The organism is Streptomyces flavofungini, assembly GCF_030388665.1.
GTDB classification, from domain to species: Bacteria; Actinomycetota; Actinomycetes; order Streptomycetales; family Streptomycetaceae; genus Streptomyces; species Streptomyces flavofungini_A.
In genome coordinates this window covers 3,865,675-3,891,470 of record NZ_CP128846.1, presented here as the reverse complement: position 1 = coordinate 3,891,470, position 25,796 = coordinate 3,865,675, and the positions used below count along the sequence as shown (strand labels likewise).

The following is a 25,796-nucleotide window of genomic DNA, read 5'->3' as shown; positions in this document are numbered from 1 at the left end:
TCCTCCCCGCCGCGACGGCGCGTCGGCGGACACACGAAAGGGCTGTTGCTCCCGCTGGAGCAACAGCCCTTTCCTGGTTCTGCGTGTCAGAGCACCCGCACCGCGCCGGAGGCGGGGTAGCCCGACAGGTCCTGGATGACGACGCCCTTGCTGGGGTTCGCGGCGTCCAGGTACTGGCCGTTGCCGATGTAGACGCCGACGTGGTACGCCGAGCCCGCGCCGCCCCAGTAAAGGATGTCGCCCACCTGGAGGTTGGAGAGCGAGACGGGGGTGCCGGCCGTCGACTGGGCCTGCGAGACGCGCGGCAGGTCGACGCCGACCTGCTTGAAGGCGGCCTGGACGAGGCTGGAGCAGTCCCACGCGTTGGGGCCCGAGGCACCCATGACGTACGCGTCGCCGAGCTGCGCCTTCAGGAAGCTGATGACCGTCCCGACGCTGCCGCTGGCGGGCGCGGACTTGCTGGAGGACGAGGAGGCGGAGGAGGCGGAGGAACCGCCGCCGGAGGGCGCGGAGGACGTGCTGAGCTGGGTGCGCTCGGAGTCCCGCGCGGCGCGCTCGCGGGCGGCCTCACGCTCGGCCTTGGCCTTGGCTTCGGCCTTCTTCTTGGCCTCCGCCTTCTTCTCGGCCTCAGCCTGGTCCTTGGCGGCCTGCTTGGCGGCCTTCACGGCGGCGGCGTCCTGCTGCGCGCGGGCCTCGTAGCTGTCGGCGGTCTGGGCCGTCGCGTCAGCGGACTGGGCGATCTGCGCGGACAGATCGGCGGTCAGGGTGGGCAGCTCGATGGTCTCGGTCACCGGCTCGGCGGCGTTCGCCGTACCAGCGGCGGCGGCCACTGCCAGGGTGCTGAGGACGCCACCGGCAACTCCGGCGCGCAGAGCCATCTTCGACGCGCTGCGGCGGGGCTTCCGGTGGCTGGGTATGTGAGCGGTGTGGGACATGAGAACAACCGCTATCAGGGACACCCGGTTCCCTTCAAGAAACGTGTGCTGCGCCACAGTTGTCCCGCGCGCGACTGAATCCCGGGCGTGTCGCACCTTATTGACGCCGTAACGGGCAATGCGGACAGTCGTGATCACGCCTGTGATCATGGGTTTTCCGCGTTACGTCCGAATTGCCCACGGTCTACCACCCCCTATGCCGGTTGGCCAAGCCCGGTTGTTTGGCCGGTAGTTCATGTGTGGCGCAGGTCACTTCGCGGGGGGCGATGGACCTCCCCGAGACCTCGTCGAGACCGGGCCGAGATCTTCCGCTCCCGCATCAGTGCCGCCAGCCCTCGCGTGCGCGTCGCGCATCAGTGCCGCAGGCCCCTCGCGCGCGCGTGGGGAACGCCTCGCTTTCGCGCGCGTGCACGCGCGTACGCGTACGCGCGGGGTGAAGCTGATATCGGCGCCCTCGCCCGCGCGGGTGGTTCGGCGTCCGACTCGTGGGACGCGGCGCCCGACTCGTGAATCGATGCACACGTCCACACTCGTCCACATCTCTGCCGCCAAAGTGTGAACGCGCTCCTCTATCAAGCGCTCGCGTCCAACGCCAATTTGCCTGTAGCGGCCATCGCTTGATAGTGCAACCCCGCCTCGACCAGGCCTTACGCGTCAGGATGTCACCTCTGGTGATCACTCAGGCGCTTCGCGTACGAAGATCACCGCTCATCCGACTTCATGATCCTTCGTCAGGTGGTGGAGATCACAAAGCCGTTGTCGTACCCCGTGTCGCAGATCACAGACCGGCAGGCATAGGATGCGGGGCAGTTGGGCTTGTGACCTGCTTCACATGTAAGCGATCTTCGCGTGCGAGTGATCTTCGCGAGTCCGATGCAACCGCCAGCAGTCAGTGCCGACTGAGAGGAGCGAGGAGCGGTGAACGCCTATGCGCCCATCCTCGTACTGGGAGCCCTCGGGGCAGGCTTTGCGATCTTCTCCGTGGTCATGGCCACGCTTATCGGTCCAAAGCGGTACAACCGCGCGAAGCTCGAGGCCTACGAATGCGGGATCGAGCCGACCCCCACGCCGGCCGGCGGCGGGCGCTTCCCCATCAAGTACTACCTGACGGCGATGCTCTTCATCGTCTTCGACATCGAGATCGTCTTTCTCTATCCCTGGGCCGTCACCTTCGACGCCCTGGGGATCTTCGGGCTCGTGGAGATGCTGCTCTTCGTGCTCACCGTCTTCGTCGCCTACGCGTACGTATGGCGGCGCGGCGGTCTGGAATGGGACTGAGGAGCCACTGAGCATGGGACTCGAAGAGAAACTCCCGAGCGGATTCCTGCTGACCACCGTCGAGCAGGCCGCAGGGTGGGTGCGCAAGTCATCCGTCTTCCCCGCCACGTTCGGCCTCGCGTGCTGCGCCATCGAGATGATGACGACCGGCGCCGGGCGCTACGACCTGGCGCGCTTCGGCATGGAGGTCTTCCGCGGCTCGCCGCGGCAGGCGGATCTGATGATCGTGGCCGGGCGGGTGAGCCAGAAGATGGCGCCTGTCCTGCGCCAGGTCTACGACCAGATGCCGAACCCCAAATGGGTCATCTCCATGGGGGTCTGCGCCTCGTCGGGCGGGATGTTCAACAACTACGCGATCGTGCAGGGCGTGGACCACGTCGTCCCGGTCGACATCTATCTGCCCGGCTGTCCGCCACGGCCCGAGATGCTGATGGACGCGATCCTCAAACTGCACCAGAAGATCCAGACCTCCAAGCTCGGCGTGAACGCCGAGGAAGCGGCCCGCGAGGCGGAGGAGGCCGCTCTCAAGGCCCTCCCCACCATTGAGATGAAGGGTCTGCTGCGGTGAGCGACGCGCACGTGAACGGCACCGGCGAGCACCCCGAGGGAACGGTGCCCGCCCCCCGCGACACCTCCGGCGACGTCATCGGCGTCCGCAGGGGCATGTTCGGCGCCGACGACGGCGGCGACACCTCCGGGTACGGCGGCCTCGTCCGCACCATCACGCTGCCCGGCGCCTCCTCGCGCCCCTACGGCGGCTGGTTCGACGAGGTGGCCGACGAACTCGAAGGCGCCCTGGAGGAACAGGGCCTCGTCCCCGAGAACGCCATCGAGAAGACGGTCGTCGACCGCGGTGAGCTGACCTTCCACATCGCGCGCGAGCACCTCGTGCGGGTCGCCCGCACCCTGCGCGACGACCCGGCGCTCCGCTTCGAGCTGTGCACCGGCGTCAGCGGCGTGCACTTCCTGGAGGACAAGGGCCGCGAGCTGCACGCCGTCTACCACCTGCGCTCGATCACCCACAACCGCGTGATCCGCATCGAGGTCAGCGCCCCGGACGCCGATCCGCACGTCCCCTCGCTGGTCGCCGTCTATCCGACGAACGACTGGCACGAGCGCGAGACGTACGACTTCTTCGGGCTGGTCTTCGACGGCCACCCGGCCCTCACGCGGATCATGATGCCGGACGACTGGCAGGGCTTCCCCCAGCGCAAGGACTACCCCCTCGGCGGCATCCCCGTCGAATACAAGGGCGCCCAGATCCCGGCTCCGGACCAGCGGAGGTCGTACTCGTGACTTCTCCTCACACCGCTCCCCACGCAACCCCCCGCGCCACGACGGAAGGCACCGTCTACACCGTCACCGGCGGCGACTGGGACGAGGTCGTCCAGTCCGCGGTGCGGGCCGACGACGAGCGCATCGTCGTCAACATGGGTCCCCAGCACCCCTCCACGCACGGAGTGCTCCGGCTCATCCTGGAGATCGAGGGCGAGACGGTCTCCGAGGCCCGCTGCGGCATCGGCTATCTGCACACGGGCATCGAGAAGAACCTGGAGTACCGGACCTGGACCCAGGGCACCACGTTCGTCACGCGCATGGACTATCTGACGCCGTTCTTCAACGAGACGGCGTACTGCCTGGGCGTGGAGAAGCTGCTCGGCATCGAGGACCAGATCCCCGACCGCGCCACGATCCTGCGGGTGCTCCTGATGGAGCTGAACCGCATGTCCTCGCACCTGGTCTGCATCGCCACCGGCGGCATGGAACTCGGCGCGACGACCATCATGATCTACGGCTTCCGCGATCGTGAACTCATTCTCGACATCTACGAGCTGATCACCGGCCTGCGCATGAACCACGCGTACGTCCGGCCCGGCGGACTCGCCCAGGACCTGCCCCCGGGCGCGGTGGACCAGATTCGCGAGTTCGTGAAGAAGATGCACAAGAACCTTCCGGAGTACGACAAGCTCGCCACCGGAAACCCCATCTTCAAGGCCCGCATGCAGGACGTCGGCTACCTCGACCTGGCCGGCTGCATGGCCCTCGGCGCCACCGGACCGGTCCTGCGCTCGGCCGGTCTCCCGCACGACCTGCGCAAGGCCGAGCCCTACTGCGGCTACGAGACGTACGACTTCGACGTCCCCACCGCCGACACCTGCGACTCCTACGGGCGCTTCCTGATCCGCCTGGAGGAGATGCGCCAGTCGCTGCGCATCATCGAGCAGTGCCTGGACCGCCTGGAGCCCGGCCCGGTCATGGTCGCCGACAAGAAGATCGCCTGGCCCGCCCAGCTGGCCCTCGGCCCCGACGGCCTCGGGAACTCGCTCGACCACATCAAGAAGATCATGGGCACCTCCATGGAGGCCCTGATCCACCACTTCAAGCTGGTGACGGAGGGCTTCCGGGTGCCACCCGGACAGGCCTACGCCGCCGTGGAATCGCCCAAGGGCGAACTGGGCGTGCACGTCGTCTCCGACGGCGGCACCCGCCCCTACCGGGTCCACTTCCGTGACCCGTCCTTCACCAATCTGCAGGCCATGGCGGCGATGTGCGAGGGCGGCCAGGTGGCCGACGTCATCGTCGCCGTCGCGTCCATCGACCCCGTGATGGGAGGCGTCGACCGGTGACCACCAGTTCCCCCGAGGGCGTCGGCCTGGGCATGCCCCAACTGCCCCCGCCGGACTACCCGGACGACGTCCGCGCCCGCCTCGAAGCGGACGCGCGCGAGGTCATCGCCCGCTACCCGGACTCCCGCTCGGCGCTCCTTCCGCTGCTGCACCTGGTGCAGTCGGAGGAAGGCCACGTGACCCGCACCGGCATGCGCTTCTGCGCGGACATGCTGGAGCTGACCACCGCCGAGGTGACGGCGGTCGCGACCTTCTACTCCATGTACCGCCGCAAGCCCTCCGGTGACTACCAGGTCGGCGTCTGCACCAACACGCTGTGCGCGGTCATGGGCGGCGACGCCATCTTCGAAGCCCTCCAGGAGCACCTGGGCGTCGGCAACGGCGAGACCACCGACGACGGCAAGGTGACGCTGGAGCACATCGAGTGCAACGCCGCCTGTGACTTCGCCCCCGTGGTGATGGTCAACTGGGAGTTCTTCGACAACCAGACCCCGGGCAGCGCCAAGCGCCTCGTCGACGACCTGCGCTCCGGCACACAGGTCGAGCCGACCCGCGGCGCCCCGCTGTGCACCTTCAAGGAGACGGCACGGATCCTCGCGGGCTTCCCCGACGAGCGCCCCGGCGCCGTCGAGGCGACCGGCGGCGCGGGCCCCGCCTCGCTGATCGGGCTGCGCCTGGCCAAGGGCGAGGTGCCCGCGCGCGTGGTCCACCCGCGCACCGGCGGCCCGGAGGACACCCAGCCACACGACCCGTCGCCCAGCGAGCACCTCAGCTCGCACGACGCGCCGCAGCAGACCTCGGCCTCCGACCCGGCCCACCCGGCCGGTCCGTCAGCCGAGGAGGGGGAGTGATGACGTTGGCCGCCGAGATCGACAACGAGACCAGCCCGGAGAAGCTGCTCGCGCCGGTGCTCTCCGCCTTCTGGGACGAGGACAAGTCCTGGACGCTGGACACCTACCGCCGCCACGACGGCTACGAGGGGCTGCGCAAGGCCCTCGCCATGTCGCCGGACGACCTGATCGCCTACGTGAAGGACTCGGGCCTGCGCGGCCGGGGCGGCGCGGGCTTCCCCACCGGGATGAAGTGGCAGTTCATCCCGCAGGGCGACGGCAAACCGCACTATCTAGTTGTCAACGCCGACGAGTCGGAGCCGGGGACCTGCAAGGACATCCCGCTCCTCTTCGCGAACCCGCACAGCCTCATCGAGGGCATCGTGATCGCCTGCTACGCGATCCGTTCGTCGCATGCGTTCATCTATCTGCGGGGTGAAGTCGTCCCCGTCCTACGACGGCTGCACGAAGCCGTCCGTGAGGCCTACGCGGCGGGCTACCTCGGCAAGAACGTCCTCGGCAGCGGACTCGATCTCGAACTCACCGTGCACGCGGGCGCGGGCGCGTACATCTGTGGTGAGGAGACCGCGCTGCTCGACTCGCTGGAAGGCCGCCGTGGCCAGCCGCGACTCCGTCCCCCTTTCCCCGCGGTCGCGGGCCTCTACGCATGCCCCACTGTTGTCAATAACGTCGAGTCCATCGCGTCGGTTCCCGCGATCCTGAATCGCGGAAAAGACTGGTTCAAGTCGATGGGCAGCGAGAAGTCGCCCGGCTTCACGCTCTATTCGCTCAGCGGCCACGTCACCTCGCCCGGCCAGTACGAGGCGCCGCTCGGCATCACGCTGCGCCAGCTCCTCGACATGAGCGGCGGCATGCGCGCCGGCCACCGCCTCAAGTTCTGGACGCCCGGCGGCTCCTCGACGCCGATGTTCACCGACGAGCACCTCGACGTGCCGCTCGACTACGAGGGCGTGGGCGCCGCCGGGTCCATGCTCGGCACCAAGGCCCTGCAGTGCTTCGACGAGACGACCTGCGTGGTGCGGGCCGTGACGCGCTGGACCGAGTTCTACGCCCACGAGTCCTGCGGCAAGTGCACGCCCTGCCGCGAAGGGACGTACTGGCTGGTGCAGTTGCTGCGCGACATCGAGGCCGGCAAGGGCGTCATGTCCGACCTCGACAAGCTGAACGACATCGCCGACAACATCAACGGCAAGTCCTTCTGCGCCCTCGGCGACGGCGCCGCCTCGCCGATCTTCTCCTCGCTCAAGTACTTCCGCGAGGAGTACGAGCAGCACATCACCGGCCGGGGCTGCCCCTTCGACCCCGCCAAGTCCACGCTCTGGGCCGACCGGGGCGGCCGGTCCGACACCCACACGGAGGTGAACGCATGACAGTGACCACCAATAGCGCTCCCTCCGGGGGCGGGGAAGCGGCCGTTCCGCCGGAGGACCTGGTCTCGCTGACGATCGACGGCATCGGGATCAGCGTCCCCAAGGGCACCCTGGTGATCCGGGCCGCCGAACTCCTCGGCATCGAGATCCCGCGCTTCTGCGACCACCCGCTGCTCGACCCCGCCGGTGCCTGCCGGCAGTGCATCGTCGAGGTCGAGGGCCAGCGCAAGCCGATGGCCTCCTGCACCATCACCTGCACCGACGGCATGGTGGTGAAGTCGCAGCTGACGTCGCCGGTCGCCGAGAAGGCGCAGCGCGGGGTGATGGAGCTCCTGCTCATCAACCACCCGCTGGACTGCCCGGTCTGCGACAAGGGCGGCGAGTGCCCGCTGCAGAACCAGGCGATGCAGGTCGGCGACCCGGACTCCCGGTTCGAGGGCAAGAAGCGCACGTACGAGAAGCCCGTGCCGATCTCCACGCAGGTGCTGCTCGACCGCGAGCGGTGCGTGCTGTGCGCGCGCTGCACCCGCTTCTCCAACCAGATCGCGGGCGACCCGATGATCGAGCTGATCGAGCGCGGCGCGCTCCAGCAGGTCGGCACGGGCGAAGGTGACCCCTTCGAGTCGTACTTCTCCGGGAACACCATCCAGATCTGCCCGGTGGGCGCGCTCACCTCGCACGCGTACCGCTTCCGGTCGCGCCCCTTCGACCTGGTGTCGTCGCCGTCGGTGTGCGAGCACTGCGCGGGCGGCTGCGCGACGCGCACGGACCACCGGCGCGGCAAGGTCATGCGGCGGCTCGCGCAGGACGACCCCGAGGTCAACGAGGAGTGGATCTGCGACAAGGGGCGCTTCGGCTTCCGGTACGCGCAGAAGCCGGACCGGCTGACCACGCCGCTGGTGCGGGACGCCGACTCCGGGCAGCTGGTGGCGGCTTCGTGGCCCGAGGCGCTGGAGGCGGCGGCCAAGGGCCTCGCCGCCGCGCGCGGGCGGGCCGGGGTGCTGACCGGCGGTCGGCTCACCGTGGAGGACGCCTACGCGTACAGCAAGTACGCGCGCGTGGCGCTCGGTACGAACGACATCGACTTCCGCGCGCGGGTGCACAGCAGCGAGGAGGCCGACTTCCTCGCGGCGCGTGTCGCCGGGCGCGGCCGGGACCTCGACGGCACCGGCGTCACGTACGGCGCGCTGGAGAAGGCCCCGGCCGTGCTGCTCGTCGGGATGGAGTCCGAGGAGGAGGCGCCCGGCGTCTTCCTGCGGCTGCGCAAGGCCTGGCGCAAGCACGGCCAGCGCACCTTCTCGCTCGCCACCCACGCCACCCGCGGCCTGGAGAAGGCCGGTGGCACGCTCCTTCCGGCCGCGCCCGGCACCGAGACCGAGTGGCTGGACGCGCTCGCCGCGAACGTGGGCCTGGCCGACGACGGCGCGAAGGCCGCCGAGGCGCTGCGCTCCGAAGGCGCCGTGATCGTGGTCGGGGAGCGGCTCGCGGCGGTACGGGGCGGGCTCACCGCCGCCGTGCGGGCCGCGTCCGCGACGGGCGCCCAACTGGTGTGGATTCCGCGCCGCGCGGGCGAGCGCGGGGCGATCGAGGCGGGCGCCGTGCCGTCGCTGCTCCCGGGCGGCCGCCCGGCCACCGACCCGCGCGCGCGGGACGAGGTCGCGGGCGCCTGGGGCGTCGCCGAACTCCCGCACCGCTACGGCCGGGACACCGGCCAGATCATCGAGGCCGCCGCGACCGGCGAGCTGGGCGCGCTGCTCGTCGCGGGCGTCGAGGTCGCCGACCTGCCCGATCCGGCACGCGCGCGTGCCGCACTCGACGAGGTCGGCTTCCTGGTCTCCCTGGAGCTGCGGCCGAGCGAGGTGACGGAACGTGCCGACGTGGTCCTTCCGGTGGCGGCCGTCGCCGAGAAGCCGGGCACGTTCCTCAACTGGGAGGGCAGGGCCCGGCTTTTCGAGGCCGCGCTGAAGCCGGACCAGATGACCCGCAAGTCGTGCCCGAGCGACGCACGCGTCCTGCACATGCTGGCCGACGCGGGCGACATCCACCTGGGCCTGCCCGACCTGCTGACGATCCGGCGCGAGCTGGACCGGATCGGCGGCTGGGACGGGCCGCACGCCACCGAGCCGTTGGAGACCGGCGCCCAGCCGCCGCGGCCCGCCGCCGGTGAGGCCGTCCTCGCCGGACACCGGCTGCTGCTCGACCAGGGCCGCCTCCAGGAGGGCGACGACGCGCTGGCCGGGACGCGGCACGCGGCGGTGGCCCGGCTCTCGGCGGCCACCGCGGCCGAGATCGGCGTCAAGGCCGGCGACACGCTCACCGTCACCGGACCGGCGGGTGCGACCACGCTGCCGCTGCTCGTCACCCAGATGCCCGACCGGGTCGTCTGGCTCCCGCTGAACTCGACCGGGGGAGGCGTCGCTTCGGACACCGGCGCCCGGCCCGGTGAACTCGTCCGCATCGGCCCGGCCACCCTGCCGGAGCCCGCCGAGGCCACGGAGGTGACGTCGTGATGCTTCAGGCAGTGCACAGCGCGCAGGCATCGGTGCCGCTCGCGGCCGAGGACCTGTCGATGTTCGGCAGGGACCCCTGGTGGCTGATCGGCCTCAAGGCCGTCTTCTGTTTCGCGTTCCTGATGGTGATGGTGCTGTTCTCCATCGTGTGGGAGCGCAAGGTCGTGGCCTGGATGCAGTTGCGCATCGGCCCGAACCGGCACGGCCCCTGGGGCATGCTGCAGTCCCTCGCGGACGGCATCAAGCTGATGCTCAAGGAAGACGTGGTCGTCAAGCGCGCGGACAAGGTGGTCTACATCCTCGCGCCGATCGTCGCCGCCATCCCGGCGTTCATGGCGATCGCGGTGATCCCCTTCGGGCCCGCGGGCAACGAGGTGTCGATCTTCGGACACCGCACCACGATGCAGCTCACCGACCTGCCGATCGCGATGCTCTACATCCTCGCGGTGGCCTCGGTCGGCATCTACGGCATCGTGCTCGCGGGCTGGAGCTCCGGTTCGACGTACCCGCTGCTCGGCGGTCTCCGCTCGTGCGCGCAGATGATCTCCTACGAGATCGCGATGGGCGCCGCGTTCGCCTCCGTCTTCCTGTACTCCGGGTCGATGTCGACATCCCGGATCGTCGAGGCACAGGAGGGGCGCTGGTACGTCCTGCTGCTTCCGGTCTCGTTCCTGATCTACATCGTGACGATGGTCGGCGAGACCAACCGCGCTCCGTTCGACATGCCGGAGTCCGAGGGCGACCTGGTCGGCGGCTTCAACACCGAGTACTCGTCGATCAAGTTCGCGATCTTCATGCTCGCCGAGTACATCAACATGATCACCGTCTCGGCCGTGTCCGTGACGCTCTTCCTGGGCGGCTGGCGGGCTCCCTGGCCCATCAGCACCTTCTGGGAGGGCGCGAACCACGGCTGGTGGCCGATGGCCTGGTTCGTGCTCAAGGTCCAACTGCTGCTGTTCTTCTTCATCTGGCTGCGCGGCACGCTGCCCCGCGTCCGCTACGACCAGCTGATGAAGCTCGGCTGGAAGGTCCTCATCCCGGTGTCGGTGGTGTGGCTGATGCTCGTCGCCACGGTGCGGGCGCTGCGCAACGAGGACTACGACTTCAGCGAGATCGCGCTCTACGTAGGCGGCGGAGTGCTCGCCCTGTTGTTGCTCTCCGTACTCGTGGACATGTTCCGCGACAAGCGGGAGAGGCAGCAGATCGCGGCTTCCCCGCCCGAGGAATCCACTGCTTTCGACCCGATGGCCGGGGGATTCCCGGTGCCGCCGCTGCCCGGACAGACCCTGCCGCCGGTGCCGCGCCGACGCCCGCGCCAGGAGCGGGAGTTGATTGTCAGTGGTGGGCCCGATACTCAAAGTGACGGAAAGGAGGCGTCCGATGGCTGAGCAGTCGAACATGCCGGACCGGCCGAAGCGCTCGCAGCTGCCCGAGCAGCAGCAGACGGCCGACCCGCAGCAGTCGAACCAGTCCAACCAGGGGTTCCAGAACCCCGTCGCGGGCTTCGGCGTGACCTTCAAGGCCATGTTCAAGAAGCGGCTGACCGAGCAGTATCCGGAGCAGCAGAAGACCACCGCACCCCGGTTCCACGGCCGGCACCAGCTCAACCGCCATCCGGACGGCCTGGAGAAATGCGTCGGCTGCGAGCTGTGCGCCTGGGCCTGTCCCGCGGACGCCATCTATGTGGAGGGCGCGGACAACACCGAAGAGGAGCGCTACTCCCCGGGCGAGCGGTACGGCCGCGTCTACCAGATCAACTACGCCCGCTGCATCCTCTGCGGCCTGTGCATCGAGGCGTGCCCCACGCGCGCGCTGACGATGACGAACGAGTTCGAGCTCGCCGACAGCAGCCGCGAGAACCTGATCTACACCAAGGAGCAGCTGCTCGCAGGCCTCGAAGAGGACATGGTCGACACGCCGCACGCGATCTACCCCGGCATGGACGAGGGCGACTACTACCGCGGCCTGGTCACGCAGGCCGCGCCGGGCACGGTGACCCAAGTGGCCGTCTCCAAGGGCGAGAAGCCCGCCCCCGGGGACGACGCCTTCGAGGGGTCAGGCTCCGGTGAAGGGTCCGGGGCCTCGCGCGGGCAGGGGGTGGGCGCATGACCGCCCTCGCGGCCTACACCACCTCCACCGGCGAGGCCGTCCAGTTCTGGGTGCTCGCCACGGTCGCCGTGATCGGCGCGCTGTGCACGATCCTGATGCGCAAGGCGGTCCACAGCGCGCTCTGCCTCGCCGGGACCATGATCATCCTTGCGGTGTTCTACCTGGCCAACGGCGCGTACTTCCTGGGCATCGTGCAGATCGTGGTCTACACAGGCGCGATCATGATGCTGTTCCTCTTCGTGGTCATGCTCGTCGGCGTCACCGCCGCCGACTCCCTGAAGGAGACCATCAAGGGCCAGCGCTGGCTGGCCGCCCTGTGCGGACTCGGCTTCGCCGTCCTGCTGTTCGCGGGCATCGGCAACGCCTCCCTGAAGAGCTTCAACGGCCTGGCCAAGGCCAACGGGAGCGGCAACGTGGAGGGCCTCGCCTCCCTCATCTTCACGAAGTACGTCTTCGCCTTCGAGATCACCGGCGCCCTGCTGATCACGGCGACGGTCGGCGCGATGGTCCTCACCCACCGCGAGCGCACGGAGCGCGCCAAGACGCAGCGCGAGCGCGCCGAGGAGCGCGTGCGCGAGGGCAAGCACCTGCCGCCGCTGCCGGCCCCGGGCGTGTACGCCCGGCACAACGCCGTGGACATCGCGGGTCTGCTCCCGGACGGCACCCCCTCGGAGCTCACGGTCAACCAGACGCTGCGCGAGCGCGGCCAGATCCGCGACGTCTCCAGCGAGGCGCTGAGCGACCTGCGGGCCCTGGAGCAGCGTGCCGCCGACCGTCTGGAGCGGCCAGGATCGGTCCGGCCGGACACCGGCCGGAGCGGTGAGGGCGATTCCGGGTCCGACCCCGTCACCGCCCCGGCGGGCGAGCAGACCGAGGAGGCGTCGAAGTGAATCCGGTCAACTACCTGTATCTGGCGGCCCTGCTGTTCGCCATCGGCGCCACCGGCGTGCTGATCCGGCGGAACATGATCGTCGTCTTCATGTGCGTCGAGCTGATGCTGAACGCCTGCAATCTCGCGTTCGTCGCCTTCGCCCGGCTGCACGGCAACTTGGACGGCCAGATCATCGCCTTCTTCACGATGGTCGTCGCGGCGGCGGAAGTCGTGGTCGGGCTCGCGATCATCGTGTCGCTGTTCCGCTCCCGTCACTCGGCCTCGGTCGACGACGCCAGCCTGATGAAGCTGTAAGGGGTCGCTAGAACCGTGAACACAGAGAACTTGATTGCGCTGCTGGTGGCGGCGCCTCTGCTCGGAGCGGCCGTACTGCTGTGCGGCGGGCGCCGGTTGGACCGGGTGGGTCACTGGCTCGGCACGGCGCTCGCGGCCGTCTCCTTCGTGATCGGGCTCGTGCTCTTCACCGACATGCTGGGCAAGGGCGCCGAGGACCGGACCCTGCGCCAGCACCTGTTCAGCTGGATCCCCGTCGAGGGCTTCCAGGCGGACGTCGCCTTCCAGCTGGACCAGCTGTCGGTGACGTTCGTCCTGCTGATCTCCGGCGTGGGCACGCTGATCCACCTGTACTCCATCGGGTACATGGAGCACGACGAGCGGCGCCGCCGCTTCTTCGGCTACCTGAACCTGTTCCTCGCGGCGATGCTCCTGCTCGTCCTCGCCGACAACTACCTGCTCCTGTACGTCGGCTGGGAGGGCGTGGGCCTCGCCTCGTACCTCCTGATCGGCTTCTGGCAGCACAAGCCCAGCGCGGCCACGGCGGCCAAGAAGGCCTTCCTGGTCAACCGGGTCGGCGACATGGGCCTGTCGATCGCCATCATGCTGATGTTCACCACCTTCGGGACGTTCGCCTTCGAGCCCGTCCTGGGGGCCGCCGAGGAGACCAGCGAGGGCAAGCTGACGGCGATCGGCCTGATGCTGCTGCTCGCGGCGTGCGGCAAGTCCGCGCAGGTGCCGCTGCAGTCCTGGCTCGGTGACGCGATGGAGGGCCCGACCCCGGTCTCGGCCCTGATCCACGCGGCGACGATGGTGACCGCCGGTGTGTACCTGATCGTGCGCTCCGGGGAGATCTTCAACGGCGCGCCGGACGCGCAGTTGGCGGTCACCGTCGTGGGTGCCGTGACGCTCCTCTTCGGTGCGATCGTCGGTTGCGCGAAGGACGACATCAAGAAGGCCCTCGCCGGTTCGACGATGTCCCAGATCGGCTACATGATCCTGGCCGCGGGCCTCGGCCCCATCGGCTACGTCTTCGCGATCATGCACCTGGTGACGCACGGCTTCTTCAAGGCCGGGCTCTTCCTCGGCGCCGGTTCGGTCATGCACGGCATGAACGACGAGGTGGACATGCGGAAGTACGGGGGCCTCAGGAAGTACATGCCGGTGACCTTCGTGACCTTCGGTCTCGGCTATCTCGCCATCATCGGCTTCCCCGGCCTGTCCGGCTTCTTCTCCAAGGACAAGATCATCGAGGCGGCGTTCGCCAAGGGCGGCACGGAGGGCTGGATCCTCGGCTCCGTGGCGCTGCTCGGCGCGGCCATCACGGCGTACTACATGACCCGCGTGATGCTCCTGACCTTCTTCGGAGACAAGCGCTGGCAGCCCGATGCCCACGGCAACGAGCCGCATCCGCACGAGTCGCCGAAGTCCATGACGATCCCGATGATCCTGCTCGCCTTCGGTTCGGTGTTCGCGGGTGGCTTCTTCAGCATCGGCGACCGCTTCATGCACTGGCTGGAGCCGGTCACCCACCACGACCACGGCGACTCCCCGCTGAGCGCCGCCACGGTCACGGGCGCCACGATGGTGGTCCTGGTCATCGGCGTCACCCTGGCCTGGTTCCAGTACGGCCGCAGGCCGGTCCCGGCGGTCGCCCCGCGCGGCTCCCTGCTCACCCGCGCGGCCCGCCGCGACCTGCTCCAGGACGACTTCAACCACGTGGTCCTGGTACGCGGCGGCGAGCACCTCACGCGCTCCCTGGTGTACGTCGACCACACCCTGGTGGACGGCGTGGTCAATGGCACGGCGGCTTCGGTCGGCGGGCTCTCCGGACGGCTGCGCAAGCTGCAGAACGGCTACGCCCGCAGCTACGCGGTCTCGATGTTCGGCGGCGCGGCGGTCCTCATCGCCGCGACCCTGCTGATGAGGGCGGTCTGATACCGATGTCGTTTCCTCTGCTGACAGCGACGGCCGCGCTCCCCGCGGTCGGGGCGATCGCCACGGCGGCCGTCCCGGCCGCCCGGCGGACCGCCGCCAAGTGGCTCGCGCTGCTCTTCTCGCTGGCCACACTCGCCCTGGCCGTCGTCGTCGCCGTCCGGTTCGACCCGGACGGCGACCGCTACCAACTGACCGAGTCGCGCGCCTGGATCAGTGACTTCGGGGTGCGCTACGAACTGGGCGTCGACGGCATCGGCGTCGCCCTGATCGCGCTCACCGCCCTGTTGATCCCCTTCATCATCCTGGCGGGCTGGCACGACGCCGATCCTCTGGAGACGAAGTCGTCGCGCTGGCGGCCGACTCAGGGCTTCTTCGCCCTGATCCTGGCCGTCGAGGCGATGGTGATCATCTCCTTCGAGGCCACCGACGTCTTCCTCTTCTACATCTTCTTCGAAGCCATGCTCATCCCGATGTACTTCCTCATCGGCGGCTTCGGAGACCGCGCCCACGCGGGCAGCGACGAGAACGCCTCGGCGCAGCGCTCGTACGCGGCCGTGAAGTTCCTGCTCTACAACCTGGTCGGCGGCCTCATCATGCTGGCCGCCGTGATCGGGCTCTACGTGGTCGCCGGGAACTTCTCGCTCCAGGAGATCGCCGAAGCGCGGGCCAACGGTTCGCTGGACATGGCGACCAACACCGAGCGGCTGCTGTTCCTCGGCTTCTTCTTCGCCTTCGCGGTGAAGGCCCCGCTGTGGCCGCTGCACACCTGGCTGCCGAACGCGATGGGCGAGGCCACGGCCCCGGTCGCCGTGCTGATCACGGCGGTGGTCGACAAGGTCGGCACGTTCGCGATGCTGCGCTTCTGCCTCCAGCTGTTCCCGGAGGCGAGCAAGTGGGCGACCCCGGCGATCCTGGTGCTCGCACTGATCAGCATCATCTACGGAGCACTGCTCGCCGTCGGCCAGCGCGACATCAAGCGCCTGGTGGCGTACGCGTCGATCTCGCACTTCGGGTTCATCATCCTCGGCATCTTCGCGATGACGTCCCAGGGACAGTCCGGCGCGACGCTCTACATGGTCAACCACGGCCTCTCCACGGCCGCCCTGATGCTGGTCGCCGGGTTCCTGATCTCGCGCCGCGGCTCGCGTCTGATCGCGGACTACGGAGGAGTGCAGAAGGTCGCGCCGGTGCTCGCGGGCACCTTCCTGATCGGCGGTCTGGCCACGCTGTCGCTGCCGGGGCTCGCGCCGTTCGTGAGTGAGTTCCTGGTCCTGGTGGGCACGTTCGCGCGCTATCCGGCGGTCGGGATCATCGCCACCTTCGGCATCGTCCTCGCCGCGCTCTACACGCTCGTGCTCTACCAGCGGACGATGACGGGCCCGGTGAAGCCGGAGGTCGCGTCGATGCCCGACCTGAAGGTGCGCGAACTGGCCGTGGTGGCCCCGCTGATCGCCCTCCTGATCGTCCTCGGCGTCTACCCGAAGCCGGTCACCGAGCTGGTGAACCCGGCGGTCAAGCACACCATGTCCGACGTCCAGAAGAAGGACCCCGAGCCCGAGGTGGAGGCCGCCAAGTGAGTGCGACAGCCGTCCACAGCCTGTGGACAACGGCGGCCGAGCCGCTCGACAAGATCGACGCGCCGAAGATCGAGTACGGCCAGCTGGCACCGACCCTGATCGTCATCGGTGCCGGCGTCATCGGAGTGCTCATCGAAGCCTTCGTGCCGCGCAAGTCCCGTTACTACGCCCAGCTGTTCGTCTCCGTCGTCGCCCTCGCCGCCGCCTTCGCCGCGGTCGTCGCCCTCGCGGCCGGGGGCTACGGCACCACGAAGGCGCGCATCGCGGCGATGGGCGCCATCGCCGTCGACGGTCCCGCGCTCTTCCTCCAGGGCACCATTCTCCTCGCCGGTCTGGTCGCGATCTTCACCTTCGCGGAGCGCAGGCTCGACCCGGCGGCACACGGCAACCGCGTCGACTCCTTCGTGGCGCAGGCCGGAGCCGTGCCCGGCAGCGCGGGCGAACAGGCCGCCACCAAAGCCGGGTTCGCCACCACCGAGGTGTTCCCGCTGGCGCTGTTCGCCATCGGCGGCATGCTGGTCTTCCCGTCGGCGAACGACCTGCTGACGTTCTTCATCGCCCTGGAAGTCTTCTCGCTGCCGCTCTACCTGCTGTGCGCCCTGGCGCGCCGCAAGCGGCTCATGTCGCAGGAAGCGGCCGTGAAGTACTTCCTCCTCGGCGCCTTCGCCTCCGCGTTCACGCTGTTCGGCATCGCGCTGATCTACGGCTACGCGGGCTCGGTGTCGTACGGCACCATCGCCAAGGTCGTCGACGGCACGATCACCACGGTCGACCCCGCCCTCGCGGGCACCATGGGCAACGACGCGCTGCTCCTCATCGGCTCCGCGATGATCGTCATGGGCCTGCTCTTCAAGGTCGGCGCGGTGCCGTTCCACATGTGGACGCCCGACGTCTACCAGGGCGCGCCGACGCCGGTGACGGGCTTCATGGCGGCGGCGACGAAGGTGGCCGCGTTCGGCGCGCTCCTGCGGCTGCTGTACGTCGTGCTCCCGGGGCTGCGCTGGGACTGGCGGCCGGTGATGTACGGCGTCGCCGTGATCACGATGCTGGGCGGCGCGATCGTCGCGATCACCCAGACCGACATCAAGCGGCTCCTCGCGTACTCCTCGATCGCGCACGCGGGCTTCATCCTCGCGGGTGTCATCGCGACCACAAAGGACGGCGTCTCGTCGGTGCTGTTCTACCTGGGCGCGTACTCCTTCGTGACGATCGGCGCGTTCGCGGTGGTCACGCTGGTGCGGGACGCGGGCGGCGAGGCGACACACCTGTCGAAGTGGGCGGGGCTCGGGCGCCGCTCACCGCTGGTCGCCGCGGTGTTCGCCGTCTTCCTGCTCGCCTTCGCGGGCATCCCGCTGACCTCAGGGTTCTCCGGGAAGTTCGCGGTGTTCAAGGCGGCGGCCGAGGGCGGCGCGGGCGCGCTGGTCGTGGTCGGTGTGATCTCGTCCGCGATCGCCGCGTTCTTCTACATCCGCGTGATCGTCCTGATGTTCTTCAGCGAGCCGAAGACGGACGGCCCGACGGTCGCCGTGCCGTCGCCGCTGACCATGACGGCGATCGGGCTCGGCGTCGCGGTGACGCTCGTGCTCGGTGTGGCTCCGCAGTACTTCCTCGATCTGGCCAACCAGGCGGGAGTCTTCGTCCGGTAGGCGGGGGGGCTTCGGCCCCGCCCGCCTCGTACGGTGCCGCCCGGCGTCCCGCAGTTCGCGGGAGGCCGGGCGGTGGCGTGTGCGGGGTCCGGTGGTGCCGGGGATGCCCGGGACGGTGGGGCGGCGGAGCGGCGCGTTCTTCACACCGCGGGGGCCGGCCTGTGGATAACTTCGTGGCCTGTCGCCCCGGACCCCTATCGTGGACGCAGTGGTGGAAGCACGCGGTGGTCGAGGCGTGACGTACGGGGGCTGGGCGATGTATGGGATCGGTGGCATGACTGAGATGGACGAGGGCGCGAGCCGGTTCGCGGACCCGGACCCGTTCGACGACCCCTTCGGGGGCCCCGAGGAGGACCCGTTCGGCGACCCCGGCGAGGACCCGTTCGCGGACGCGCACCCGGGCGCCGGACCGGGCGCGGGACCCGGCGCGGCCTCCGGCCCGATCGCCGCGGGCAACGCGCTGGAGACCTTGCACCGCGTCTTCGGGTACGACTCCTTCCGCGGCGAGCAGGAAGCGATCATCGACCATGTGGTCGCGGGGGGCGACGCCGTCGTCCTCATGCCGACCGGCGGCGGCAAGTCCCTGTGCTACCAGATCCCGGCCCTGGTCCGCCCCGGCACCGGCGTCGTGGTCTCCCCGCTCATCGCACTGATGCAGGACCAGGTGGACGCGCTCAGGGCGCTCGGCGTGCGGGCCGGGTTCATGAACTCGACCCAGGACTTCGACGAGCGCCGGGTGGTGGAGGCCCAACTGCTCGCGGGCGAGCTCGACGTGCTCTATCTGGCTCCGGAGCGGCTGCGCCTGGACGCCACGCTCGGCCTGCTCTCCCGGGCCCGGATCTCCGTCTTCGCCATCGACGAGGCGCACTGCGTCGCCCAGTGGGGCCACGACTTCCGCCCCGACTACCTTGCGCTGTCCGTCCTCGGCGAGCGCTGGCCGGACGTGCCGCGCATCGCCCTGACGGCGACGGCCACGGACGCCACGCACCGGGAGATCACCCAGCGCCTGGCCATGCCCGACGCCAAGCACTTCGTGGCGAGCTTCGACCGGCCGAACATCCAGTACCGGATCGTGCCGAAGGCGGACCCGAAGAAGCAGCTCCTGACCTTCCTCAAGGAGGAGCACGAGGGCGACGCGGGCATCGTCTACTGCCTCTCGCGCAACGGCGTGGAGCGCACCGCGGATTTCCTCCGCGCCCACGGCGTGGAAGCGGTGCCGTACCACGCGGGCCTGGACGGCGGGACGCGCGCGCTCCACCAGTCGCGGTTCCTGCGCGAGGACGGCCTGGTGGTGGTCGCCACGATCGCCTTCGGCATGGGCATCGACAAGCCCGACGTCCGCTTCGTCGCCCACCTCGACCTGCCCAAGTCGGTCGAGGGGTACTACCAGGAGACGGGCCGCGCGGGCCGCGACGGCCTGCCCTCCACGGCCTGGATGGCGTACGGCCTGCAGGACGTCGTCCAGCAGCGCAAGCTCATCCAGGGCGGCGAGGGCGACGAGGCGTTCCGGCGCCGGGCCGCCGCCCACCTGGACGCCATGCTGGCGCTGTGCGAGACGGCCCAGTGCCGCCGCGCCCAGCTCCTGACCTACTTCGGCCAGGACCCCACCGCCGAGTCCTGCGGGAACTGCGACACCTGCCTCACCCCGCCGGAGACCTGGGACGGGACGGTGGCCGCGCAGAAGCTCCTGTCGACCGTCGTGCGACTGCAGCGGGAGCGCGGCCAGAAGTTCGGCGCCGGCCAGATCATCGACATCCTCCTGGGCCGCAGAACCGCCAAGATCATCCAGTTCGACCACGACCAGCTGTCCGTCTTCGGCATCGGCGAGGACCTCACCGAGGGCGAATGGCGGGGTGTGGTCCGGCAGTTGCTCGCCCAGGGGCTGCTCGCGGTCGAGGGGGAGTACGGCACGCTCGTGCTGACCGAGGCCAGTGGCTCCGTGCTCGGGCGGCAGCGGGAGGTGCTCCTGCGCAAGGAGCCCAAGAAGCCCGCCACCGCCGCGCGTTCGGGGGGCAAGGGCGAGCGCAAGGCGCGGGCCGCGGCGGCGGTGGCCGAGCTCGCCCCCGAGGCCGTGCCCGTCTTCGAGGCGCTGCGGGCCTGGCGGGCCGCGCAGGCCCGGGAGCAGGGGGTGCCCGCCTATGTGATCTTCCACGACGCGACGCTGCGGGAGATCGCCACGGTGCGGCCGACGTCCGTCGGGGAGCTGGGAGGTATCGGCGGGGTCGGCGAGAAGAAGTTGGCCACGTATGGGGAGGGCGTGCTGGAGGTGGTGGCGGAGGCGGGGGAGTAGGGCCTCGAGGGGCCCCCAGTCCCGCCCCTTCCGATCCTGGGGGCTCCGCCCCGGACCCCGCTCCTCGAACTCCCCCAAGCTCTTGAGGAGCAGGGGCCCATGAGGGGCTGATTGCGGCCCGTCCGGCGCTTGAGGACGAGGCGCTGAGCGCCGATCAGCGGGGCCCCGGGGGCGCAGCCCCCGGTTTCGGGAAGGGGCGGGACTGGGGAGCCCCCGGCAAGGCCCCCAGCCCCTCCACCTCAGCCTCGCGCCGCCGCGATCCGCCCCGTGACCTCGCCCAGGCCCACCCGGGTCCCACCGGGCCCGGGGGCCCACGCGGTCATCGTGACGACGTCGCCGTCCTCGAGGAACGTCCGCTTGCCGTCGGGAAGTTCGAGCGGATCCCGCCCGTTCCAGGTCAGCTCGATGAGGGAGCCGAACTGCTCGGGGGAGGGCCCGCTGACGGTGCCGGAGCCGTAGAGGTCCCCGGTGCGCAGGGAAGCGCCGTTGACGGTCATGTGGGTGAGCTGCTGGGCGGCGGTCCAGTAGACGGTGGAGAAGGGGGGTTCGGAGATGACCTGGCCGTTGAGGGAGACGGTGATGCGGAGGTCGTAGCCCCCGGGCTCGTCGGCGACGGACTCGGCGGAGTCGTCGAGGTAGGGGAGCAGGGGCTCGGTGCGCGCGGGCGGGGCGACGCGGGCGGAGTCCAGGGCCTCCAGGGGCGTGATCCAGGCCGACACGGAGGTGGCGAAGGACTTGCCGAGGAAGGGGCCGAGGGGGACGTACTCCCAGGCCTGGAGGTCGCGGGCGGACCAGTCGTTGAGGAGGCAGAGGCCGAAGACGTGCTCGCGGAAGTCCGTGAGGGGCACGGGGGTCCCCAGCGTGGACGGCGTGCCGACGACGAAGCCGACCTCGGCTTCGATGTCGAGCTTCGTGGACGGACCGAAGACGGGCGCGGTGTCGGCGGGCGTCTTGCGCTGACCGGTGGGGCGCACCACGTCCGTGCCGGAGACCACGACGGTGCCGGACCGGCCGTGGTAACCGATGGGCAGGTGCTTCCAGTTGGGGGTGAGCGGCGTGGGCGCGTCGGGGCGGAACATCCGGCCCAGGTTCGAGGCGTGGTGCTCGGAGGCGTAGAAGTCGACGTAGTCCGCGACCTCGAAGGGCAGGTGCAGGGTGACGTCGGAGAGGGGGTGGAGCAGCGGGCGGACGGCGTCGCGGTGGGCGGGGACCGTCACCCAGGCGGTGAGGGCGCGGCGGACGTCGCTCCAGGTGCGGCGTCCCGCGGCGAGCAGCGGGCCCAGGGTGGGCTGGGCGAGCAGCGAGACATAGGGGGAGCCGAGGGCGGCGGCGGCTGCGCCCGCGTCCAGGACGTACGAACCGATGCGGACGCCGACCCGACGGCCGTCCGAGGCGGAACCGGCCGCTGCTCCGGGCCCCGAATCAGGCCCCGAGCCGGGCGTCGTCCCGGACGCGGACGTGGCGGACCCGGCCGGGGAGAAGACTCCGTACGGAAGATTGTGCGGGCCGAAGGGGTCGCCCTCGGGGAGGTCGAGCGGGTTCTGCTCGGACATGCGTGCCTGCCTCGCTTTCCAATCTGAGTGCCCCACACGTTACGTGGGAAGCCTCGCCGGGGGCAGTGTCTAAAGAGTTAGCAATGTCCGGATAAACCAGGAGTGGAACAGGCAATTCCTGCATAGCTTCCTTTGGGGGACACGGACAGGGGTGGTCCGGTCAGGCGCAGACGGACACGTGGGGGGACCCGTGACCATTTCCAGCGGCGGACTGGCGTCAAGGCCCGACCGTGAAGTGCCCGGACTGATCGTGAAGTTCGGTGACTATCCGCTGCATCACGGCGGTGTGGGGGCGATCCGCAGCCTGGGACGCCTCGGCATCCCCATGTACGCGATCACCGAGGACCGGTACACGCCCGCGGCCGTGTCCCGCTATCTGACCCGTGCCTTCCCGTGGCCCACCACCGGCGTCGAGGGTCCCGCGTATCTGGTGGAGGGGCTGCTGCGGATCGGGCGGCGGATCGGCAGGCCGACGGTGCTGATCCCCACGGACGAGGAAGCGGCGGTGCTGATCGCCGAGAACCAGCGGGAGTTGAGGGACGCGGACTTCGGAGGGTTCCTGTTCCCGCCGGTGGCGCCCGCGCTGCCGCGGCGCCTCGCCAGCAAGCAGGGGCTGCACGAGCTGTGCGTGGAGCACGGCATCGCCTCGCCCGCCTCGGTGTGCCCGCAGAACCAGGAGGATGTGGAGAAGTTCGCCGCGACGGCCCGGTTCCCGGTCGTGGCCAAGAACAGGGAGGCGTTCCAGCGCCGCGAACAGCCGGCCGTGAACGGCACCACCCGCATCAACACGCCCGCGGGCCTGCTCAAGCTGGCCCGCGGCTGGGGAGAGCGGCCCAGCGTGATCCTCCAGGAGTACCTGCCGCGCGAGCAGGCCGAGGACTGGGTCGTGCACGCCTACTTCGACGCCGACTCGACCCCTCTCACCCTGTTCACCGGCGTGAAGGTACGCTCCTGGCCGCCGCACGCGGGGATGACGGCGACGGCGTACGTCGTCGACAACCCGGAACTCGCGGACCTCGCCGCGCGTTTCATCAAAGAGATCGGCTTCACCGGAGTCATCGACCTCGACCTCCGCTTCGACCGCCGCGACGGTCGGTACAAACTGCTCGACTTCAACCCACGCATGGGCGCCCAGTTCCGCCTCTTCGAGAGCGAGTCGGGGATCGATGTCGTCCGGGCGATGCATCTGCATCTGACCGGCCGTCCCGTCCCCGAGGGGGAGCAGCGCGCGGGACACCGCTATGTCGTGGAGAACATCGACCTGCCCGCCTATCTCGCCTACCGCCGCAGCGGCTATGTGACACCCCACGCGCCGTCCCGTGCCAGCGGCACGGAGCTGGCGTGGCTCGCGGCGGACGACATGCTGCCGGCCTTCACCATGCTCGCGCGCTTCGTACGGCCAGGAGCGAAGCATCTGTTCCAGCTGTGGCGGACCAACCGCCGCGGCGGCACGACCACGAAGTGACGGTGCGCCGTGCGCCGGCACGGCGCACAGCACGTTCCGGGGAGGGACTTCGTGAATCAAACAACGCAACCGGTCGCCGTCATCGGAGCGGGCCCATACGGCCTGTCCACAGCGGCACATCTGAGGGCCCGGGGCATCCCGGTGCGCGTGTTCGGCGAGCCGATGGTGAGCTGGCAGTCGCACATGCCCGCGGGGATGCTCCTCAAGTCGACACCCGCCGCGTCGAACATCGACGCCCCGCAGCCCGGCCACACCCTCGTCGACTACTGCGACGCGGCGGGCCTGCCCCGCCTCGTCACGGACGAGGACATCATCCCCGTCGAGACGTTCGTCGGATACGGCCAGTGGTTCCAGCAGAAGATCGTGCCCGACCTGGAGCGGGTGCGGGTGGTCTCCGTCGACCCCCGCCCGGCCGGGGGCTTCGAGCTGAAGCTGGACTCCGGGGAGCAGTTCACGGCCCGCGCGGTCGTCGTCGCCACCGGCCTGTCCGGCCTGTCGTGGCTCCCGTCCGAGCTGGCCGCGGCCGCGCCGGACGGCCCCTCGCCCGCGGGCCCCGTCTCGCACAGCGCACAGCACCACGACCTCACGCGGTACGCGGAGAAGGACCTGCTGGTCGTCGGCGCCGGGCAGTCCGCCCTGGAGACGGCGGTGCTCGCGGCGGAGGCCGGCGCGCGGGTGCGGGTGGTAGCGCGCGGGCGGCGCTCGGTCGCTTTCGGCCAGCCGCCGTGGGACCAGCCGAAGCTGCGACCGGAGTCCCCCTTCGGCCGTGCCTGGTCGCTGTACGCGTTCAGCTACCACGCCGGGGGGTACCGCCACCTTCCCGCCTCCGCCCGGCACTTCCTGACCCGTCGTGTCCTCGGTCCACTCGGCGCCTGGTGGCTGCGGGAGCGGTTCGAGCGGAAGGTCGAGGCGCGCGAGGTGCGGCGCATCGTGACCGCGGGCACCCGCGACGGCCGCCCCGTCATCGGCGTCGAGACCCTCGGCGGCCGTGCCCGGGAGCTGGCGGCCGACCACGTCATCGCCGCCACGGGCTACCGCGTGGACCTCGCCGCCCTCAGCTTCCTCGGCCACGGCCTGCGCGCCCGCCTCGCCACCAGCCGGGGCACGCCCAAGCTGGGCGCGGGGTACGTCTCCTCAGTCCCCGGTCTGTACTTCACGGGCATGCTCGCCGGGTCGTCGTACGGGCCGGTGATGCGGTTCGTGTGCGGCACGGAGTTCGCCTCGCCGCGGCTTGCCGGGCATTTGGCGGCGGCTCACCGGGGGGTGTGAGAGCGGGACACCGAGGGGTGTGAGAGTGGGACACCGAGGGGTGTGAGAGCCGGGCCCGGAGCGCCCGGCCCGGTCGGCCTCAGCGATCGAGCACCGGCATCGGCGCGGGCCGGGCCTCGCGCATGCGCTCCGGAGTCCAGTAATCAGCCTTGGCGTTCCCGCTGTGCTCGGCCTCGCTCCTGGTGGAGTCCGAGCTCTTGCCGCTTGCCGCGTCCGAGCCCTTGCCGGGGGTGGCATCGGCCCTCTTGCCGGGCGCGGCGTCCGAGCCCTTGCCAGGCGTCGCGCGGGACTCCTCGCCGGACTTCGTGTCCGACACCGAGGCCCCCGCGCCCGGGCGCGACTCCCGGCCGGTGCCGTCCGAGTCCGCGGCCGATGCCTGCCAGGTGAGCAGCGCCGTGAGCAGCGCGGCGGAGGCAGCGGTGGTGAGGGCGAGCTTGCGGGCCGGACGGAGAGTCATGTCGTTCCTTCGTGCCAGGTGACGTACGGAGGCCTTCCCGCGTACGGAAGGCCGGCTTGCCCCAGTGCGACGTGCGCGCGGCGTGAACGGTTCCCCCTCGCTACCGCTGCACCTCCCGCACCCAGGCCCGCAGCCCCGCCATGAACCCCTCCCGCTGCTCGGCCGGAAGCCCCGCGAGGGCGCGGAGCAGCGGCTCGCCCCGGCGGGCGACGAAGGACTCCAGGAGCGGGCGGTACTCCTCGGCGAGGGACACGAGGACCCGGCGGCGGTTGGTCTCGTCCGGGGCGCGGGTGACGATGCCCGCGCGCGCGAGGCCCCCGACCAGCTCGCTCGCCGTCGGCAGGGACACCTGGAGCCGGTCGGCGATGCCGCTGACGGTCAACGGCCCGTCGGCCGCCAGGAGCTGGGGCAGCACCGCGCCGTGACGCGGGGTCAGGCCATGGCTGTCCATGGCCTCGCGCAGCGGCTCCGGCATCAGCGCGCTCACCGCGGCACCCCGGAAGTACGGCTCGAGCAGGGGCACGAGCCCCACGATCCGGATCTCGACGGGGGTGAGCGGATACCTGTGTGGTTTCCGGCTCTCCGGTCCGAGGCTCTCCGGTCCGAGGCTCTCCGGTTCGCGCCCCTCCGGATTGCACCCCTCCGGATCGCGCCCCTCCGGTCCGTGGCTCTCCGGTTCTTGCGTGCTCTGCATTCCGCGAGTGTAGTTGGTTTGGATTGCCGAACTGTTCGGGTATCCAAAGTGTTACGAGCCCT

General features: G+C 70.2%; 21 protein-coding genes. 17 read left to right on the top strand and 4 right to left on the bottom strand.

The annotated features are described in order from the left end of the window. Positions 1-86: 86 nt before the first annotated feature. Positions 87-935, bottom strand: a complete 849-nt coding sequence (locus QUY26_RS15935; RefSeq protein ID WP_289947151.1) for a C40 family peptidase — start codon at positions 933-935, stop codon at positions 87-89. A 918-nt stretch (positions 936-1,853) separates the two neighbouring features. Between QUY26_RS15935 and QUY26_RS15930 the strand changes: the two genes are divergently transcribed. The 15 genes from QUY26_RS15930 to recQ all read left to right on the top strand — a co-directional run bounded on the left by QUY26_RS15930 (position 1,854) and on the right by recQ (position 20,296). After that, the gene (locus QUY26_RS15930; protein WP_003992243.1) at positions 1,854-2,213 is read left to right on the top strand and encodes an NADH-quinone oxidoreductase subunit A; all 360 of its coding nucleotides are present in this window, start codon (positions 1,854-1,856) and stop codon (positions 2,211-2,213) included. Positions 2,214-2,226: 13 nt separating this feature from the next. Beyond that, positions 2,227-2,781, top strand: a complete 555-nt coding sequence (locus tag QUY26_RS15925; RefSeq protein WP_016640165.1) for a NuoB/complex I 20 kDa subunit family protein — start codon at positions 2,227-2,229, stop codon at positions 2,779-2,781. Beyond that, the gene (locus QUY26_RS15920) at positions 2,778-3,509 is read left to right on the top strand and encodes an NADH-quinone oxidoreductase subunit C (RefSeq protein WP_289947143.1); all 732 of its coding nucleotides are present in this window, start codon (positions 2,778-2,780) and stop codon (positions 3,507-3,509) included. The genes QUY26_RS15925 and QUY26_RS15920 overlap by 4 nt, the downstream gene beginning before the upstream one ends. Beyond that, positions 3,506-4,840 carry an NADH-quinone oxidoreductase subunit D gene (locus QUY26_RS15915; protein ID WP_289947142.1) on the top strand — a complete coding sequence of 445 codons (1,335 nt, stop codon included), beginning with the start codon at positions 3,506-3,508 and terminating at the stop codon, positions 4,838-4,840. Before QUY26_RS15920 ends, QUY26_RS15915 begins: the two co-directional genes overlap by 4 nt. After that, positions 4,837-5,691, top strand: a complete 855-nt coding sequence (gene nuoE / locus QUY26_RS15910; RefSeq protein ID WP_289947141.1) for an NADH-quinone oxidoreductase subunit NuoE — start codon at positions 4,837-4,839, stop codon at positions 5,689-5,691. The genes QUY26_RS15915 and nuoE overlap by 4 nt, the downstream gene beginning before the upstream one ends. Then, complete coding sequence (gene nuoF / locus QUY26_RS15905; RefSeq protein WP_289947140.1) at positions 5,691-7,061, top strand: NADH-quinone oxidoreductase subunit NuoF; 1,371 nt, start codon at positions 5,691-5,693, stop codon at positions 7,059-7,061. Before nuoE ends, nuoF begins: the two co-directional genes overlap by 1 nt. Continuing rightward, positions 7,058-9,571 (top strand): NADH-quinone oxidoreductase subunit G, encoded by a 2,514-nt coding sequence (locus QUY26_RS15900; RefSeq protein WP_289947139.1) that lies wholly within the window; start codon positions 7,058-7,060, stop codon positions 9,569-9,571. The genes nuoF and QUY26_RS15900 overlap by 4 nt, the downstream gene beginning before the upstream one ends. Then, entirely contained in the window at positions 9,571-10,959 is a 1,389-nt protein-coding gene (nuoH, locus tag QUY26_RS15895) for an NADH-quinone oxidoreductase subunit NuoH (protein WP_289955746.1), read from the top strand. The genes QUY26_RS15900 and nuoH overlap by 1 nt, the downstream gene beginning before the upstream one ends. Next, positions 10,952-11,680 carry an NADH-quinone oxidoreductase subunit NuoI gene (gene nuoI / locus QUY26_RS15890; protein ID WP_436840340.1) on the top strand — a complete coding sequence of 243 codons (729 nt, stop codon included), beginning with the start codon at positions 10,952-10,954 and terminating at the stop codon, positions 11,678-11,680. The genes nuoH and nuoI overlap by 8 nt, the downstream gene beginning before the upstream one ends. Beyond that, a complete protein-coding gene (locus QUY26_RS15885; protein WP_289947137.1) occupies positions 11,677-12,570 on the top strand; it encodes an NADH-quinone oxidoreductase subunit J in 894 nt (297 codons plus the stop codon). The genes nuoI and QUY26_RS15885 overlap by 4 nt, the downstream gene beginning before the upstream one ends. Next, complete coding sequence (nuoK, locus tag QUY26_RS15880; RefSeq protein ID WP_289947136.1) at positions 12,567-12,866, top strand: NADH-quinone oxidoreductase subunit NuoK; 300 nt, start codon at positions 12,567-12,569, stop codon at positions 12,864-12,866. The genes QUY26_RS15885 and nuoK overlap by 4 nt, the downstream gene beginning before the upstream one ends. Before the next feature lie 15 nt (positions 12,867-12,881). Then, a complete protein-coding gene (gene nuoL, locus QUY26_RS15875) occupies positions 12,882-14,783 on the top strand; it encodes an NADH-quinone oxidoreductase subunit L (RefSeq protein ID WP_289947135.1) in 1,902 nt (633 codons plus the stop codon). Positions 14,784-14,788: 5 nt separating this feature from the next. Next, a complete protein-coding gene (locus tag QUY26_RS15870) occupies positions 14,789-16,360 on the top strand; it encodes an NADH-quinone oxidoreductase subunit M (protein ID WP_289947134.1) in 1,572 nt (523 codons plus the stop codon). Next, positions 16,357-18,006, top strand: coding sequence for an NADH-quinone oxidoreductase subunit NuoN (gene nuoN / locus QUY26_RS15865; protein WP_289947133.1), 1,650 nt, complete (start codon positions 16,357-16,359; stop codon positions 18,004-18,006). Before QUY26_RS15870 ends, nuoN begins: the two co-directional genes overlap by 4 nt. Before the next feature lie 274 nt (positions 18,007-18,280). Next, positions 18,281-20,296, top strand: a complete 2,016-nt coding sequence (recQ, locus tag QUY26_RS15860; RefSeq protein ID WP_289947132.1) for a DNA helicase RecQ — start codon at positions 18,281-18,283, stop codon at positions 20,294-20,296. A 239-nt stretch (positions 20,297-20,535) separates the two neighbouring features. On the opposite strand, the gene fahA is transcribed toward recQ, so the two are convergent. Next, the gene (fahA, locus tag QUY26_RS15855) at positions 20,536-21,849 is read right to left on the bottom strand and encodes a fumarylacetoacetase (RefSeq protein ID WP_289947130.1); all 1,314 of its coding nucleotides are present in this window, start codon (positions 21,847-21,849) and stop codon (positions 20,536-20,538) included. Between the two features lie 190 nt (positions 21,850-22,039). Here fahA and QUY26_RS15850 point away from each other — a divergent pair, with 190 nt between their 5' ends. Both QUY26_RS15850 and QUY26_RS15845 read left to right on the top strand, forming a co-directional pair. Then, positions 22,040-23,314: an ATP-grasp domain-containing protein gene (locus tag QUY26_RS15850; RefSeq protein ID WP_436840339.1), complete on the top strand. Its 1,275-nt coding sequence runs from the start codon at positions 22,040-22,042 to the stop codon at positions 23,312-23,314. Between the two features lie 51 nt (positions 23,315-23,365). Beyond that, the gene (locus QUY26_RS15845) at positions 23,366-24,583 is read left to right on the top strand and encodes an FAD-dependent oxidoreductase (protein ID WP_289947128.1); all 1,218 of its coding nucleotides are present in this window, start codon (positions 23,366-23,368) and stop codon (positions 24,581-24,583) included. Positions 24,584-24,662: 79 nt separating this feature from the next. Here the strand turns inward: QUY26_RS15845 and QUY26_RS15840 are convergent, their stop codons facing one another. Beyond that, positions 24,663-25,040 (bottom strand): hypothetical protein, encoded by a 378-nt coding sequence (locus tag QUY26_RS15840; RefSeq protein ID WP_289947125.1) that lies wholly within the window; start codon positions 25,038-25,040, stop codon positions 24,663-24,665. Positions 25,041-25,140: 100 nt separating this feature from the next. After that, positions 25,141-25,734 carry a MarR family winged helix-turn-helix transcriptional regulator gene (locus QUY26_RS15835; RefSeq protein ID WP_289947124.1) on the bottom strand — a complete coding sequence of 198 codons (594 nt, stop codon included), beginning with the start codon at positions 25,732-25,734 and terminating at the stop codon, positions 25,141-25,143. Between the last annotated feature and the right edge of the window lie 62 nt (positions 25,735-25,796).